Origin of the sequence: Methylobacter luteus IMV-B-3098 (assembly GCF_000427625.1) — a bacterium.
Taxonomy (GTDB): Bacteria; Pseudomonadota; Gammaproteobacteria; order Methylococcales; family Methylomonadaceae; genus Methylobacter; species Methylobacter luteus.
Genome location: NZ_KE386569.1, coordinates 3619292 through 3633470, shown reverse-complemented (window position 1 = coordinate 3633470; position 14179 = coordinate 3619292). Strand labels below are relative to the sequence as shown.

Sequence of the window (14179 nt, the reverse complement as noted above, 5' to 3'; positions counted from 1 at the left end):
ACGACCGTGGACGAACACTTCAAGCCTGCTCTATCGGACACTACTCAAGGCGGCGAACTCAGCGTAATTCGCGTAGCGGCACAGCCAGGTTCGTAGGCGGGGTTGATAACCCCGGCATGGGCGACTACGAATTGCCGGGTTTATCAACCTAGCCTGCAGATAACGGATTCTGTCCTACGCACTGCCGCTATCTTTATTGTCATCATCGCCATTCTCGCTGCCGGGCAAGGTTTTATCGGCCTCATTTTCTTTTGCGGTTACCTTCATCACCATCACCATCCCGAGTACGACCGCTATCACCATTGCTATTTCCAGCACCATCCTCATCATTGTCATCACCCTTGGTTATGAAGTTGAGAGAGGCGGCGGAGCGCCATCATCGACCGCCATCCTGAAAACTTCTTCAGCTAACTTGTAGACTTCGCCCACGAACCTGTCAAACGTTTTTGCCACTCTGCGGGCATAAGGCCATAGGATGCGCCAACGACAGGAGATGCATCGTTCGCAATTGATGTGCTTCATACCTGGCGCATCCAACGAACCAGTCTCGACCATTAATGGTTCGGAAACTCGACATTGATGCTGCACGTGTAGGCTGGGTTGAAGCTTTAGCGGAAACCCGGCATTGGCGGCTTCGAGTGCTGGGTTTATCAACCCAGCCTAGCGATTGCTATTGTGATAGTAATGCAAAATTTTCTACTCATACACATAACAACTTTGTTATGCATTGGTGAAGCTGAAATTACCTGGTGCTTGTGCAAGGGCATAGGTAGGTTTTTCTCCATTATCACAAAGTGCGAATAAGACAGCGGTAGACTCTTTTTCATCCCAATGATTTACCAACACGATATGATTAAGAAACGTATTATTTAATTTTTCAATGATTGAGGGTAATTCATGATGGAAAGAGTCGATTTTATTTGATTCTTTCCAAGGATTAGCTACATGAAGAACACCACCGCATCTATCATACAATTTCGCCATACGCTTTAGTGTATAGCATTCTTTCTCAGGTTTTAGCTGAATTTGTTTTGTGCCATCATCTAAAATTAAGGGTTGCTTTTCTGATGCCCGAAAAAACATATCAGGATTTATCTTCAGAAGGTTTGTGATGATATCTCTACCATTCCAGTCCTTTGTATAATCTTGACCGACCTTTTTTCTAAACCCTTTATATTTGGTTTGATGAATAGCCATGAGAGAAAATGCCAGCAACTCAATCAGCTTTCTTATCTGCAATGCATGAGTTTCAATTACAAATCTATCTCGCTCTGGATTCGAGTAATTTGAGATAAATTCAAGCCTAGCTTTTACCTCTTCCATCTGCTCTAGATAGATCTTAAGATTTTTACTATTTCTAATATCTTCAATCATTCAAGCCATGATTGCATAACAAGTTAATATTTATGTCGGCATATCTTATACACCAACCCCAACTGTAGAAACAAAGATATATCGGAATTTTGTATTTCTAAGACACAACATCCACTTTATATCTAAAAAAGACAGGATTCATTATCTACTCTCCCCTTGAATAGTCACCACCAAACTGCGGCTGCCGCCATGGTTCCGGTGCTCGCACAGATAAATGCCCTGCCAGGTACCCAGATTCAGCCTGCCGTTGGTGATGGGAATGGTTAGCGTGGCGCCCAGGATGCTGCTTTTTAAATGCGCGGGCAGATCGTCGCTGCCTTCGTAATTGTGCAGATAGTAGTACTCGTTTTCCGGCACCGCTTTGTTGAAAAAATTTTCGAAGTCCTGGCGCACGGTTATGTCGGCGTTTTCATTCAGCGTCAGCGAGGCCGATGTATGCTTCAGCAGCACATGCAGCAGCCCGCATCGGATGGTTTCCAGCTCCGGTATGGCTTTCAGCACTTCATCGGTAACGAGATGAAATCCGCGAGGCCGCGCTTTCAGTTTAAATTCTTTCTGAATCCACATGGTAAAACCTTAAATAGGGCACTTTGAAAAGTGACTACAAACCGAGTTCACTGAGTTCCGGATGATTATCAGGCCGGCGTCCCTGGGGCCAGTGGAATTTGCGTTCCGATTCCTTGATGGGCATATCGTTGATGCTGACAAATCGTTTTTGCATCAAGCCGTTCGTATCGAATTCCCAGTTTTCGTTGCCGTAGGAGCGGAACCAGTTGCCGATGTAATCGTGCCATTCAGAGGCGAACCGGACTGCGATGCGATTGTTTTCATAGGCCCAGAGTTCCTTGATCATCCGGAATTCCTGTTCACGAACCCATTTGCGCGTCAAAAGCCGGATGATTTCCTCTCGGTCTTTCGGAAACTCGACCCGGCTGCGCCACTGGCTGTCGATCGTATAATCCGGAACGACCCGCTGCGGATCGCAGTTGTTCCATGCGTCTTCGGCCATGCGGACTTTCTGTATGGCCGTCTCTCGAGTGAAAGGCGGCACTGGGGGTCTGAACTCATCATTAGCATTCATGGTCATTCTCCTATAGATGGGCTGATCAAGGTTGCCGGTTCAAAAGAATCTCTATGGACAAGCTCATTCTATTTTAAGTCCAGATGCGTTCGCTGCTTTAAAAAAAGCCTGATGGCGCATATTTAAAACAATACCCATGAGGGGAGCCGATTATGAGCATATTACGTGAATTTAAGGAATTCGCCATCAAAGGCAACGCCATCGATATGGCCATCGGCATCATTATCGGAGCCGCCTTCGGCAAAATCATTTCATCGCTGGTGGACGATATCATCATGCCCCCGATTGGCGTACTGGTCGGAGGCGTCGACTTCACCAAACTTGCAGTAACGCTTAAGGAAGCCACTGCGGACGCACCTGCCGTAACGCTTAATTACGGCAATTTCATTCAGACTTTGGTTGATTTTACGATTATTGCCTTCGCCATTTTCATGCTGGTCAAGCTTATCAATCGTCTTAGGAGGAAACAGGAAGCGGCGCCGGAATCCATCCCTACCAAAGAAACGCTGTTGCTGGCTGAAATCCGCGATTTGCTTAAAGAAAGAAAATGAGGTGATCAGGGTGGGCAGCCTGGCGCTGCCCACCCGATATCGCTTAGCCTTTCAAAAATTTCAGCTCGTCATTTTGCACGTCTACTTTTATGACATCGCCCGCTTCAAACCTACCGGCCAGGATTTCCTGGGCCAGCGGGTTTTCCAGTTGATGCTGGATGGCCCGTTTCAGCGGCCGGGCGCCATAAACCGGATCGAAGCCCGCTTCGCCCAGTTTGTCGAGCGCGGCCTGGCTGATCTCGAAGCCGATCTCACGATCCTGCAGACGTCTGCGCAGATAGTCGATCTGGATTTTGGAAATGGCCCGGATATGGTCGCGTCCCAGTGGGTGAAAAACGACCGTTTCATCGACCCGGTTGATAAACTCGGGCCTGAAGTGCAGGCCGACGATCTCCATGACCGCCGCTTTCATCTCATTGTAATGCGCTTCGCCGGCCAGTTCCTGAATGCGGTCCGAGCCCAGGTTCGAGGTCATGACGATAACGGTGTTTCTGAAATCCACGGTCCGGCCCTGCCCATCGGTCAGGCGGCCGTCGTCCAGCACTTGCAGCAGCACGTTGAAAACATCCGGATGGGCTTTTTCGATTTCGTCCATCAGAATGACCGAGTACGGTTTGCGCCGGACCGCTTCAGTCAGATACCCGCCTTCCTCATAGCCGACATAGCCCGGAGGCGCGCCGATCAGTCGCGCGACGGAATGCTTTTCCATGAATTCGGACATGTCGATGCGCACCATTGCATCCGACGTATCGAACAGGAATTCGGCCAGCGCCTTGCACAGTTCGGTCTTGCCGACGCCGGTAGGCCCCAGGAACAGAAACGAGCCGTTCGGCCGGTTCGGATCCGACAAGCCGGCCCGTGACCTGCGGATGGCGTTGCTGACCGCTTTCAGCGCTTCTTCCTGGCCGACCACGCGCTTGCTAAGCGCGTCTTCCATGTGCAGCAGTTTTTCGCGTTCGCCTTCCATCATTTTGGAAACCGGTATGCCGGTCCATTTCGACACGACTTCGGCGATTTCCTCTTCGGTGACTTTGTTGCGCAGCAAGGTCATTTTATGGGGCTCTGTCGATGATGCCGTATTGAGCTGTTTTTCCAGCGCCGGAATAATGCCGTACTGCAATTCCGACATGCGCGCCAGATCGCCGGCGCGGCTCGCCGCTTCCAGTTCGATCCGGGACTGGTCCAGCTTTTCCTTGATCGATGCCGTGCCTTGCAGCGAAGCCTTTTCGGCTTTCCAGACTTCTTCCAGGTCGGAGTATTCCTTTTCCAGTTCGGCAATGTCTTCCTCAAGGATTTCCAGGCGTTTTTTGGAGGCCGGATCGGCTTCTTTCTTCAGCGCTTCGCGTTCTATTTTTAATTGAATCAGCCGCCGGTCCAGTCTGTCCATGGCTTCCGGCTTGGAATCGATTTCCATGCGGATGCGGCTGGCCGCCTCGTCGACCAAATCGATAGCCTTGTCGGGCAATTGCCGGTCCGAGATATAGCGGTAAGACAGGCTCGCGGCAGCCACGATGGCCGGGTCGGTGATGTCGACGCCGTGATGAACCTCGTATTTCTCTTTCAGTCCGCGCAGAATCGCGATCGTGTCCTCGACGGACGGTTCGTCGACCAGCACTTTCTGGAACCGGCGCTCCAGGGCCGCGTCTTTTTCGACGTATTTGCGGTACTCGTCGAGCGTGGTCGCGCCGACGCAGTGCAGTTCGCCGCGCGCCAGGGCCGGCTTCAGCATGTTGCCGGCATCCATGGCGCCCTCGGCCTTGCCGGCGCCGACCATGGTGTGCAGTTCGTCGATGAACAGAATGACCTGACCTTCCTGTTTGGCCAGATCGTTCAGGACGGCTTTCAGGCGTTCTTCAAACTCGCCGCGAAACTTGGCGCCGGCGATCAGGGCCGCCATGTCCAGCGCCAGCACTCGCTTGCCCTTGATGCCTTCCGGCACCTCGCCGTTGACGATACGCTGCGCCAGGCCTTCGACGATCGCGGTCTTGCCGACGCCGGGCTCGCCAATCAGGACCGGGTTGTTCTTGGTGCGGCGCTGCAGGACCTGAATCGTGCGGCGGATTTCATCGTCGCGGCCGATCACCGGATCCAGCTTGCCGGCTTCGGCGCGCTCGGTGATATCGATCGTATACTTTTTCAGGGCCTGTCGCTGATCCTCGGCATTCGGGTCATTGACCGCCTGACCGCCGCGCATGGCGTCGATGGCTTTTTCGACCGCTTCTCTGGTCATGCCGGCTTTTTTAAGCAGGTTCTGCAAGGTACCCCTTTCTTCCAGGGCGGCCAAGACGAACAGTTCGCTGGAGATAAAGGCGTCGTTGCGTTTCTGCGCCAGTTTATCGGTCAGGTTCAGCAACCGGTTCAATTCATTGGAAATCTGCACATCGCCGCCCGAACCGCTAACCGTGGCGATACGGTCAATCTCTTTGTTCAGCTCGACTCGCAGCGTATTGGTATTGACGCCAATCTGGGCCAATAGCGGCTTGACACTGCCGCCTTCCTGATCCAGCAAGGCAAGCATGACGTGCGCCGGCTCGATGAATTGATGGTCTCTTCCCAGAGCCAGACTTTGGGCATCGGCCAGCGCCATTTGAAACTTGCTGGTTAATTTATCCATGCGCATTTTGTTACCTCTAAAGATAATTTTTAAGTTACCGCTAAGATGGGGGGTAATCCGGCAGTTTTCAAGACAGGGTCGCTAACTTTGATGACAGGATTTATTCCACCCTCAAACCCGACTTGATTTTTAATGGGATTGTTGCTTAACTGAAAAAGACTAATGATGAAAATAAATTTATATTAAACATGCCCTTATTGAACAATCCTTTTATCAGGCAGCTATTCAGCAGCTTTCTGGATCTGGCGCCGATTCTTGCTGTCGTGATCATCTTTCAGGTTTTCGTTATCCAACAGCCTATTCCCGATGTGGCCGAATTAATCATCGGCACTTTTTTGGTCGTGCTCGGCCTCACCTTGTTCGTTCAGGGACTGGAACAAAGCCTGTTCCCGCTGGGTGAATCCATGGCCTACGCGTTCGCCCGTAAAGGCAGCCTGCTCTGGCTGTTGGCTTTTGCTTTCTGTCTGGGCTTTGGCGCGGCGATTGCCGAACCGGCGCTCATAGCCGTTGCCGACAAAGCCGCCAACATAGCCGCTACAGGGGGGCTTATTGAACAATCTGGCGTAGCCAAGGATAGTTACGCCTTGGGACTGCGCGTTACCGTTGCCCTGTCCATCGGCTTTGCAATTCTAGTCGGCGTATTCAGGATTATCCGGGGCTGGCCGGTCCATTACCCGGTTTTCGCAGGTTTTGGCTGCGTTGCCGTCATGACTCCCTTCGCGCCTGATGAGATCATTGGCATCGCTTATGATTCAGGTGCCATCGCCACATCGACCATTACTGTGCCGCTGGTGACCGCGCTCGGCGTCGGCCTGGCCACGGCCATCAAAGGCCGCAATCCGATGACGGACGGCTTTGGGCTCATCGTCTTCGCGGTATTGATGCCGATGATCTTCGTCATGGCCTATGGAATGATCATATGATTGAATGGTCAATACATTTATTAATGGAATTGTTGCAAACCTGCCGGGATATTCTGCCTATTGCGATAACTATCATTGGTTTTCAGTTATTGGTAATCCGCAGGCCCTTGGCCCATCCCAAGAGAACACTGATAGGTTTTTTCTATGTCCTGCTTGGCATTGTTGTCTTTCTGGAAGGACTGGATATGGCGTTGTTCCCGCTTGGGAGCTTGATGGCGTCCCAGTTGACCGCGCCTGAATTCCTGGGCATTAATCCTGTCAACCAGCCTGTATCCTGGTTCACCTATTCCTGGGTCTATGTTTTTGCTGCCAGCATCGGCTTCGCCACGGCTTTGGCCGAACCCGCCCTGCTGGCTGTCGCCATTAAGGTCGAGCAAATCTCGGGCGGAACTATTCCTGCCTGGGGACTGCGAATCTCGGTTGCCATAGGGGTCGCTTTGGGTCTGGCCTTGGGTACGTTCCGAATAGTCACAGGACTGGATCTCTCTTTTTTCATTATCGCGGGCTATGTCATCGTCACTATACAGACATATTTTGCCCCCAAAATGATTATCGGCCTGGCCTATGATTCAGGCGGGGTGACTACATCGATGGTTACCGTACCGCTGGTCACCGCATTGGGACTGGGACTGGCCGAGGCCATACCCGGCCGCAACCCGCTTTTGGATGGTTTTGGCCTGATCGCCTTTGCCAGCTTGTTTCCCATCATTGCCGTATTGGGTTATGCGCAAATTGCGCAATGGCTCAGCAGAAACAAAACTTCATCTAACCCCTGAGGAAAACTATGCATTTCAAATTAATTATCGTACTTGTCGAAGATGATAAAACCGATCTGGTGCTTGAAACGGCGCGTAAAAACGGCGCCAAGGGCGCAACCGTTGTCAATAATGCCCGAGGCGAAGGTCTTAAACGCTCAAAAACCTTTTTTGGCCTGACGCTTGAGACGCAACGCGATGTCCTGCTGTTACTGGTGGAAGAGCATCTGAGCCGGCATATTCTCGAAACCGTAGCCCAGGCAGCCCAGTTCGACAGCAGGCCCGGCACCGGCATCGCTTTCCAGATCGATGTCGAGGATGCCATTGGCGTCACGCATCAGGTTGAAGAATTAACCCATGAAATCGAGGATAAAATATGACAGGCAAGCTTCCAATAACCCGCGTCAGGGATATCATGAAAACCGAGGTCGGCAGCATCGACGGCATTGCGACCGTAGCCGACGCCCTGAAAAAAATGAAATCGCTTAAGACGTCCGTGCTGATCGTCAACAAACGCCATGATGACGATGAGTTCGGCATGATCACATCCGGCGACATCGCGCGCCATGTGCTGGCGAAAGACCGCGCGCCGGAACGCGTCAACGTCTATGAAATCATGATGAAACCGGTTATCAGCGTCGACCCGGACATGGACATCCGTTACTGTTCGAGGCTGTTTGCCCAATATGATCTGGTCAGGGCGCCGGTCGTTGAAAATCAGCAAGTCGTCGGCATGGTCAGTCCCAATGCGCTGGTGCTGGACGGACTCTACAAAATTTTTCAATAAATGGCATCCGGCCAAAAATAACAGTACAATAGCCCGCGATCAGACGGCAGATGTTGAGTTAGGGATTCCTAGGTTGTTAGGTTGTCCGGTTATCAATGTTTTAGTTCTGTGTTAACCGTAAGTTATTTTTTCAGGAGTTTTCAAAATGGCAACAGGCACTGTAAAGTGGTTTAATAACACAAAAGGTTTTGGTTTCATTGAGCCTTCAGAAGGTAGCGAAGATGTTTTCGTTCACCATTCGGTTATTCAGGGAGAAGGTTTTAAAACACTGTCCCCAGGCCAAACAGTCATCTTTGACATCGAATCTGGTCCAAAAGGCCTAACCGCCGCTAACGTGCAACCTAAATAAGGGATCGCATTCAGATTCTGAAAGGCCCTGATGAGGCATCATCAGGGCCTTTTTTATAGCTTTCGATAAATTATTTCAAAGGGCGGCCTTTGGCGTCCTTGTCTATCTGCCCGCCAAAAAGCAGTACCGCTTCGACAAATCCCCAGACCACGCCGAAACCGACCGTTAAAACGGTCAGCGCCAACTGGGCCAGGGCAATCCAGTAATATCCCAAGTACAGCCGATGCGCGCCGATGCCCCCTAAAACCAGCCCCAGCACAGCGGCCACATAACGGTATTTGACAGCCTCCGGTTTGGCCAGATACGCCCCCACCAGATTCACGTTGACCGCCGCATTGCCTTTGGCGTCAAAAGTGACGTCATCGCCTGTTTCCGGCTGCGCTTCCGCCACCCAGTCACCGGCATTAAATTCAAACAATGCCTCATCGCTTTTTATGACCCCGGTTTTGGCTTCAGGATCATAACTTTCAATATGTCCAATCATTTATATCTACCTTTAACAATACAAGAGCGCTTTATTAGTTGTAAGTCTGTGCGCCCAGTTAACACTCTCACTCGCTTTTCAAACGCACGGCCAACACATCGCAATGCGCATGGTGCAATACGCCGTTCGCAGTCGAACCGAGCAACAAAGCCAGTCCATGCCGGCCATGCGAGCCGACTACGATTAAATCCACCTGGTTTTCCTCGGCAACCCTGATTATTTCCAGCTTCGGACTGCCGACCGCTATGCACTGACGATCATCGGCGATACCCAGGCTTTCGGCCAGTTTGGCCAATCTGTCTTTTGCCGCCGTCATCAGCTCTTCGGTCAGGTCCAGATCAAACGGGATAACCGGCCCATACGCCGCATCGGTCAGCGGCAGATTGTCCACGACATGCACAACGCTCAGCCTTGCCTGGTATTTGTCAGCCAGATCCTTCGCCCTCCTGGCCACTTCCTCCCCGTGTGTGGAAAAGTCGGCCGCCAGTAATATATGTTTATAATCTCCCATGATTCCTCCTATTCAACGCCGGTAACTTCAGGAAACAACAAGACCATTACCTGATACGATACGAGCAGGTATAAAAACGCCAGACTCAAGCCAAACATCAATGTCTGGTCCAACGCATTGCGGATAATATGGCCGGTAATAGCCCAATGCCAGATCATCAGACCTATCATGACCGAAAATGCCAATAAAGTCATGCCTCCGATCGCCATTGAGGCCACCCCGGGCACGGCAAAAAAACTGATCAGAGCATCGGTGCCCAATAAAGCGCAGGTGGTTTGATAAAAACGCCCCGGCCTGTGCCCAAAATACAGCATGGTCCAGCTGAATCCGACAACGATCAGGATGCCGATGGCTACTATAAACAGCGCATAAAGCCAGCCGACACTGATATTGATCATCAAAAAGTTAACGATGGCATAGATGACTATCGTTATGCGCAGCAGCCATGGAGAATACGGCAAATGCTGAGGCCCTTTCCTGAACAGGCAGATATCAAATAATAGCTTTATGATTTCGAACATAATCTTCCTTCCTGATATGCGCTAAACTTCGGCAATATTTATTTTTATTATTCGTAAGCATCAACTTAAGCAGAAAGTCCGCCTATTCAATAGACAGCATGTAGACAGCATGTAGACAGATTACTGATTAACCGCGAAAAACACGAAGCTCTGTTAGGGTATGCTTTTTGCCTTATAGGATATTGCATACCTTTTCAAAATTTGCCGATTCCTGGCGCTCTGAAGAGGTACGCAGTGCGTACCCTACAACTTAGTCTCTTCAATCCTTTCCTCGGCCTCCATCCAGGCGGCTTCGGCTTCGTCCAGTGCCTTGTCGACCTGCGCCTTTCGTTCCATCAGCTTCTTTAAGCGCTCCTTTTCCGAATCGGCATAGATCGCGGGGTCAGCCAGTTGCTGTTCCAGCTGCCGCTGTTCGGCATGGTATTTTTCCACGGCCTGCTCGGCTTTTTTCAGCGCATCGAACAGCGGCTTGAATTTCTGCCGGCGTTCCGCCTCCAGCTTTCGCTGGTCTTTGCGTGAGACGGCCGGCGTTGCATCGGCCACGGTTTTCTCTTCGTTTTTTTTCTGTTCGGCCAGCCAGAGGCGGTAATCATCCAGATCGCCGTCGAACGGCTGCGCCTTGCCATCGGCCACCAGTAGCAATTGATCAGTCACCGAGCGCAATAAGTGCCTGTCATGGGATACGACGACGATAGCACCCTCATAGTCCTGCAATGCCACGCTCAAGGCATGGCGCATTTCCAGATCCAGATGGTTGGTCGGCTCATCGAGCAGCAGTAGATTAGGATTTTGATAAACCAGCATCGCCAGGACCAGGCGCGCCTTTTCGCCACCGGAAAAAGGCTTGACCGGCTCCAGGACCTTGTCGCCCTGGAAGTCGAATCCGCCCAGGAAATTGCGCAAATCCTTCTCGGTGGCCTGATTGTCCAATTTTTGCAGATGCCATAATGGACTCTCATCCACACGTAATTGTTCCAGCTGATGCTGGGCGAAGTAACCGATCCTCAGTGCGTCTGCTTCCAGCCGTGTTCCCGATAATGGCGGCATGGTGCCGGCCAGCACTTTGATCAGGCTGGATTTTCCGGCCCCGTTCGGGCCCAGCAGGCCGATGCGGTCGCCCGGCGATATCGACAGGCTCGCCTGTTCGATCACGCGCTTCTGACCATAGCCGATGTCGGCCTTATCCAGTCTCAATAAGGGATTGGGCATTCTGCCGGGCGTTGGAAAGCTGAAATCGAACGGCGAATCGACGTGCGCCTGGGCGATCAGCTCCATTCTTTCCAGAGCCTTGATCCGGCTCTGCGCCTGGCGCGCCTTTGTGGCTTTGGCCTTGAACCGGTCGACAAAGCTTTGCATATGGGCGATTTCCCGTTGCTGCTTCAGGTAAGCGGCTTGTTGCTGCGCCAGCTTTTCGGCGCGCATTGTTTCAAAAGCCGAATAATTCCCCGTATAGATTTCGGCCTTGTTCTGCTCGATATGGACGATATGGTCGGTGATGGCGTCGAGGAAATCGCGGTCATGCGAGATCAGCAGCAACGTGCCGGGGTACTTGCACAGCCAATCCTGCAGCCAGATCACGGCATCCAGGTCCAGGTGGTTGGTCGGCTCGTCGAGCAGCAAGACATCGGACCGGCACATCAGGGCCTGGGCCAGATTGAGCCGCATGCGCCAGCCGCCGGAGAACGAACTGACCGGGTTCTGCTCCTGATCGGCCGTAAAGCCCAGGCCGCTCATCAGCCGCGAAGCCCGCGCCTGGGCCGAATAGCCGCCGATCGTGTCCAGCATCGCGTGCAGTTGTGCCTGTTTTAAGCCGTCATCGGCTTGTTCGGCGGCGGTCAGTTGCTGTTGCAGACGCCTTAATTCGCGGTCGCCGTCAATGACGTAATCGATGGCCGAGCAGCCGACGGCAGGCGTTTCCTGCGCCACATGCGCGATTTCCAGCCCTGGCGGCATGGAGAAATCGCCCTCGTCCAGGTGCAGTTCGTTCCGAAGCAGCGCAAACAGGCTGGACTTGCCGACACCATTGGCGCCGGTAACCCCGACTTTCTGCCCCTTGTGGATGGTGAACGAGGCGTTGGCGAACAAAACCCGGGCACCCCGGCGCAACGATATATTTTTAAAATTCAGCATGAACGTACAGCATTAATATCGGCTCGGATAGCCGCATGAAAAACAAATTCCGCAAGCCTTCGCTCAGGCCGCGGAATAGATATATGAATAGAAGCGGCGGTTTTAGTTAGGAAACCAAACGGCTGTTTAAGCGGCCCTCTCAATCATTTTCTCGGCCTGCGCGGCGAACTGCTCCAGATTGCCTCTTTTGATCGTTTCCACGGGAATCACCAGGGCTGTCTTCAAATCGATATAGATGTAGACATAGCGTTTGCCGTATTCAACCCGCAGCAGATCCTCCCACGCCATTTTGTGCTTGCCGCTGGGCGATTTCTCCAGCAGATATTTCGGGTTGGCCGGATCGATGGTCAACGTATACGTGCCGAACATATTGACCTTTTCCTTGTTAGTGTAATTGGCCAATATCTGCCGGCGCAAATCCAGCATCATGATCTTGGGCGACAATAATGCCCACAACATGGCGATAATCATGACATACCCGGCCGACATCGCGTCCCGGTAGTACATGTAATAGAAAAAACCCACCAACGCCATGACGCCAGGTACGATCAGCCTGTTCTTCCGGATGTTGTTTTGTATCTCCTCGGACCTCGTAAACTGTAATTCATTAAAGTGGATCAGGTCTTCTTCGCGAAACTCGTATTCAATTTCTAGCATGATAATTTCTGGTAAATTTAAAAAATAAGGCGCTATCAGTGCATTTTGATTTTTGCATGCGCACTGCGTCTGAACAGATTGGAAAGCGTCAGCATCGCCGTTCTGAAATAGCCATGTATCGCCACCTGGTGCATTTTATACAAGGACAGGTAAACCACGCGGGCAATGAAGCCGCCGATGCTGACCGTGCCCATCAGGTTGCCCATCAGGTTGCCGACCGTGGTGTATTTGCCCAGTGACACGAGCGAACCGTAGTCACGATAGACATATTTGATCGGCGCGCGGCCGTTCAACCGGTTGATGATGGTTTTGTATAACGTCGACGCCTGCTGATGGGCCGCCTGCGCGCGGGGCGGGACATTTTCATTATGGTCTGGCCAGGGGCAGGCCGCGCAATCGCCCATCGCAAAAATATCGTCATCGCTGGTTTTCAGCGTTTGGTCAACCACCAGCTGATTGATGTGATTGGTTTCCAGGCCGTCCAACTGCGTCACCCAGTTCGGTGCCTTGATGCCCGCGGCCCAGACTTTAAGGTCGGCTTCGATCATTTCTCCGTCGTGCGTCTTGATGCCCTCCCTGGTTACCTCGACCACGCGGCGGCCCATTTTCAGATCGATGCCCAACTTGACCAACTGCTGTTGCGTGGCGGTCGCCAGTTTGCTCGGCAAGGCCGGCAGCAACTGGGTCGCGGCCTCGATAATGGTCAGCTTCACGTTGCTGGACTCATCCAGCCCGTAAACGGCCAGCAGATCGGTTACCTCATGCAGCTGGGCCGACAGCTCGACCCCGGTTGCCCCGGCGCCGACGATAGCGATCGACAGCGGCTTATCGGCGGTGTTGATGCTGGCATGATTCCTAATATAGGCTTCAACGAGTTGCTTCTGGAACTTGAATGCCTGTAAAGTCGTGTCCAGAAACATGCAGTGTTCAGCCACGCCTTTGATATTGAACGTATTGCTGACGCTGCCGACCGACATGACCAGCGTGTCGTAGCTGAAGGTGCGCCGTGGGATCAGCTCCTCGCCGTTATCGCCCAGGGTAGGACTGACGTAAATTTCCTTCTTCTTGCGGTCCAGCCCTTCCATCCGGCCCAGCCTGAAGCGAAAATGATTACGATGCGCCTGGTTCAAGTATTCGACTTCTTCGGTTTCGCCTAGCGTGCCGGCGGCTACCTCATGCAGCAGCGGCTTCCAGATGTGTGTCGATGATGCATCCAGCAGCATGACTTCCGCCGGGCCTCGTTTGCCTAATTTATTGCCCAGACTGGTAGCAAGCTCAAGACCGGCCGCTCCGCCCCCCACAATCACTATTTTATGTTTTTTATTATTGTCACCCATCACTATCCCCCAAAATTTCTGCCTGAGTCGGACAGATTAAAAATCAACCTTTTATTATGCCACGGTGCTCATCGAAACGTGCTACCTCTTCATTTTACGGCATTA

General features: G+C 52.1%; 17 protein-coding genes. 6 read left to right on the top strand and 11 right to left on the bottom strand.

Going from position 1 to position 14179, the window contains the following annotated elements:
- Positions 1-174 precede the first annotated feature (174 nt).
- The 4 genes from METLU_RS28095 to METLU_RS0119245 form a co-directional block, all read right to left on the bottom strand.
- Positions 175-336 (bottom strand): hypothetical protein, encoded by a 162-nt coding sequence (locus tag METLU_RS28095; RefSeq protein WP_155920637.1) that lies wholly within the window; start codon positions 334-336, stop codon positions 175-177.
- 384 nt (positions 337-720) lie between these two features.
- Positions 721-1374, bottom strand: a complete 654-nt coding sequence (locus METLU_RS0119255) for a hypothetical protein (protein WP_027159656.1) — start codon at positions 1372-1374, stop codon at positions 721-723.
- A gap of 141 nt (positions 1375-1515) precedes the next feature.
- On the bottom strand, positions 1516-1941 hold the full coding sequence (locus tag METLU_RS0119250; RefSeq protein ID WP_027159655.1) for a secondary thiamine-phosphate synthase enzyme YjbQ: 426 nt from the start codon (positions 1939-1941) through the stop codon (positions 1516-1518).
- 34 nt (positions 1942-1975) lie between these two features.
- Positions 1976-2455 (bottom strand): nuclear transport factor 2 family protein, encoded by a 480-nt coding sequence (locus METLU_RS0119245; protein ID WP_027159654.1) that lies wholly within the window; start codon positions 2453-2455, stop codon positions 1976-1978.
- 152 nt (positions 2456-2607) lie between these two features.
- On the opposite strand from METLU_RS0119245, the gene mscL reads away from it, so the two are divergent.
- Entirely contained in the window at positions 2608-3006 is a 399-nt protein-coding gene (gene mscL / locus METLU_RS0119240) for a large-conductance mechanosensitive channel protein MscL (protein ID WP_027159653.1), read from the top strand.
- 43 nt (positions 3007-3049) lie between these two features.
- On the opposite strand, the gene clpB is transcribed toward mscL, so the two are convergent.
- Complete coding sequence (gene clpB / locus METLU_RS0119235; RefSeq protein WP_027159652.1) at positions 3050-5626, bottom strand: ATP-dependent chaperone ClpB; 2577 nt, start codon at positions 5624-5626, stop codon at positions 3050-3052.
- A gap of 182 nt (positions 5627-5808) precedes the next feature.
- Between clpB and METLU_RS0119230 the strand changes: the two genes are divergently transcribed.
- The 5 genes from METLU_RS0119230 to METLU_RS0119210 all read left to right on the top strand — a co-directional run bounded on the left by METLU_RS0119230 (position 5809) and on the right by METLU_RS0119210 (position 8434).
- Positions 5809-6543 (top strand): DUF1538 domain-containing protein, encoded by a 735-nt coding sequence (locus METLU_RS0119230; protein ID WP_036243295.1) that lies wholly within the window; start codon positions 5809-5811, stop codon positions 6541-6543.
- Positions 6540-7319, top strand: a complete 780-nt coding sequence (locus tag METLU_RS0119225) for a DUF1538 domain-containing protein (RefSeq protein WP_027159650.1) — start codon at positions 6540-6542, stop codon at positions 7317-7319. Before METLU_RS0119230 ends, METLU_RS0119225 begins: the two co-directional genes overlap by 4 nt.
- Before the next feature lie 8 nt (positions 7320-7327).
- Positions 7328-7678 carry a P-II family nitrogen regulator gene (locus tag METLU_RS0119220; protein ID WP_027159649.1) on the top strand — a complete coding sequence of 117 codons (351 nt, stop codon included), beginning with the start codon at positions 7328-7330 and terminating at the stop codon, positions 7676-7678.
- Positions 7675-8085 carry a CBS domain-containing protein gene (locus METLU_RS0119215; RefSeq protein ID WP_027159648.1) on the top strand — a complete coding sequence of 137 codons (411 nt, stop codon included), beginning with the start codon at positions 7675-7677 and terminating at the stop codon, positions 8083-8085. The genes METLU_RS0119220 and METLU_RS0119215 overlap by 4 nt, the downstream gene beginning before the upstream one ends.
- A gap of 145 nt (positions 8086-8230) precedes the next feature.
- The gene (locus METLU_RS0119210) at positions 8231-8434 is read left to right on the top strand and encodes a cold-shock protein (protein WP_020159073.1); all 204 of its coding nucleotides are present in this window, start codon (positions 8231-8233) and stop codon (positions 8432-8434) included.
- Positions 8435-8504: 70 nt separating this feature from the next.
- Here METLU_RS0119210 and METLU_RS0119205 read toward each other — a convergent pair whose 3' ends face one another.
- The 6 genes from METLU_RS0119205 to METLU_RS0119180 form a co-directional block, all read right to left on the bottom strand.
- Entirely contained in the window at positions 8505-8918 is a 414-nt protein-coding gene (locus METLU_RS0119205) for a TM2 domain-containing protein (protein ID WP_027159647.1), read from the bottom strand.
- A 67-nt stretch (positions 8919-8985) separates the two neighbouring features.
- The gene (locus METLU_RS0119200) at positions 8986-9429 is read right to left on the bottom strand and encodes a universal stress protein (RefSeq protein ID WP_027159646.1); all 444 of its coding nucleotides are present in this window, start codon (positions 9427-9429) and stop codon (positions 8986-8988) included.
- A gap of 8 nt (positions 9430-9437) precedes the next feature.
- Positions 9438-9950, bottom strand: coding sequence for a hypothetical protein (locus tag METLU_RS0119195; RefSeq protein WP_027159645.1), 513 nt, complete (start codon positions 9948-9950; stop codon positions 9438-9440).
- A gap of 243 nt (positions 9951-10193) precedes the next feature.
- Positions 10194-12080 (bottom strand): ATP-binding cassette domain-containing protein, encoded by a 1887-nt coding sequence (locus METLU_RS0119190; RefSeq protein ID WP_027159644.1) that lies wholly within the window; start codon positions 12078-12080, stop codon positions 10194-10196.
- Between the two features lie 126 nt (positions 12081-12206).
- Complete coding sequence (locus METLU_RS0119185; protein ID WP_027159643.1) at positions 12207-12737, bottom strand: YcxB family protein; 531 nt, start codon at positions 12735-12737, stop codon at positions 12207-12209.
- A gap of 35 nt (positions 12738-12772) precedes the next feature.
- A complete protein-coding gene (locus METLU_RS0119180; RefSeq protein ID WP_027159642.1) occupies positions 12773-14074 on the bottom strand; it encodes an NAD(P)/FAD-dependent oxidoreductase in 1302 nt (433 codons plus the stop codon).
- Between the last annotated feature and the right edge of the window lie 105 nt (positions 14075-14179).

What these genes read in the sequence shown, in the direction of transcription:
- METLU_RS0119215 (WP_027159648.1), top strand. Translation starts at nt 7,675, where the DNA reads ATGACAGGCAAGCTTCCAATAACCCGCGTCAGGGATATCATGAAAACC.
- METLU_RS0119185 (WP_027159643.1), bottom strand. Translation starts at nt 12,737, where the DNA reads ATGCTAGAAATTGAATACGAGTTTCGCGAAGAAGACCTGATCCACTTT.
- METLU_RS0119250 (WP_027159655.1), bottom strand. Translation starts at nt 1,941, where the DNA reads ATGTGGATTCAGAAAGAATTTAAACTGAAAGCGCGGCCTCGCGGATTT.
- METLU_RS0119220 (WP_027159649.1), top strand. Translation starts at nt 7,328, where the DNA reads ATGCATTTCAAATTAATTATCGTACTTGTCGAAGATGATAAAACCGAT.
- METLU_RS28095 (WP_155920637.1), bottom strand. Translation starts at nt 336, where the DNA reads ATGACAATGATGAGGATGGTGCTGGAAATAGCAATGGTGATAGCGGTC.
- METLU_RS0119210 (WP_020159073.1), top strand. Translation starts at nt 8,231, where the DNA reads ATGGCAACAGGCACTGTAAAGTGGTTTAATAACACAAAAGGTTTTGGT.
- METLU_RS0119205 (WP_027159647.1), bottom strand. Translation starts at nt 8,918, where the DNA reads ATGATTGGACATATTGAAAGTTATGATCCTGAAGCCAAAACCGGGGTC.
- METLU_RS0119255 (WP_027159656.1), bottom strand. Translation starts at nt 1,374, where the DNA reads ATGATTGAAGATATTAGAAATAGTAAAAATCTTAAGATCTATCTAGAG.
- METLU_RS0119190 (WP_027159644.1), bottom strand. Translation starts at nt 12,080, where the DNA reads ATGCTGAATTTTAAAAATATATCGTTGCGCCGGGGTGCCCGGGTTTTG.
- METLU_RS0119195 (WP_027159645.1), bottom strand. Translation starts at nt 9,950, where the DNA reads ATGTTCGAAATCATAAAGCTATTATTTGATATCTGCCTGTTCAGGAAA.
- METLU_RS0119180 (WP_027159642.1), bottom strand. Translation starts at nt 14,074, where the DNA reads ATGGGTGACAATAATAAAAAACATAAAATAGTGATTGTGGGGGGCGGA.
- clpB (WP_027159652.1), bottom strand. Translation starts at nt 5,626, where the DNA reads ATGCGCATGGATAAATTAACCAGCAAGTTTCAAATGGCGCTGGCCGAT.
- METLU_RS0119200 (WP_027159646.1), bottom strand. Translation starts at nt 9,429, where the DNA reads ATGGGAGATTATAAACATATATTACTGGCGGCCGACTTTTCCACACAC.
- METLU_RS0119230 (WP_036243295.1), top strand. Translation starts at nt 5,809, where the DNA reads ATGCCCTTATTGAACAATCCTTTTATCAGGCAGCTATTCAGCAGCTTT.
- METLU_RS0119245 (WP_027159654.1), bottom strand. Translation starts at nt 2,455, where the DNA reads ATGAATGCTAATGATGAGTTCAGACCCCCAGTGCCGCCTTTCACTCGA.
- METLU_RS0119225 (WP_027159650.1), top strand. Translation starts at nt 6,540, where the DNA reads ATGATTGAATGGTCAATACATTTATTAATGGAATTGTTGCAAACCTGC.
- mscL (WP_027159653.1), top strand. Translation starts at nt 2,608, where the DNA reads ATGAGCATATTACGTGAATTTAAGGAATTCGCCATCAAAGGCAACGCC.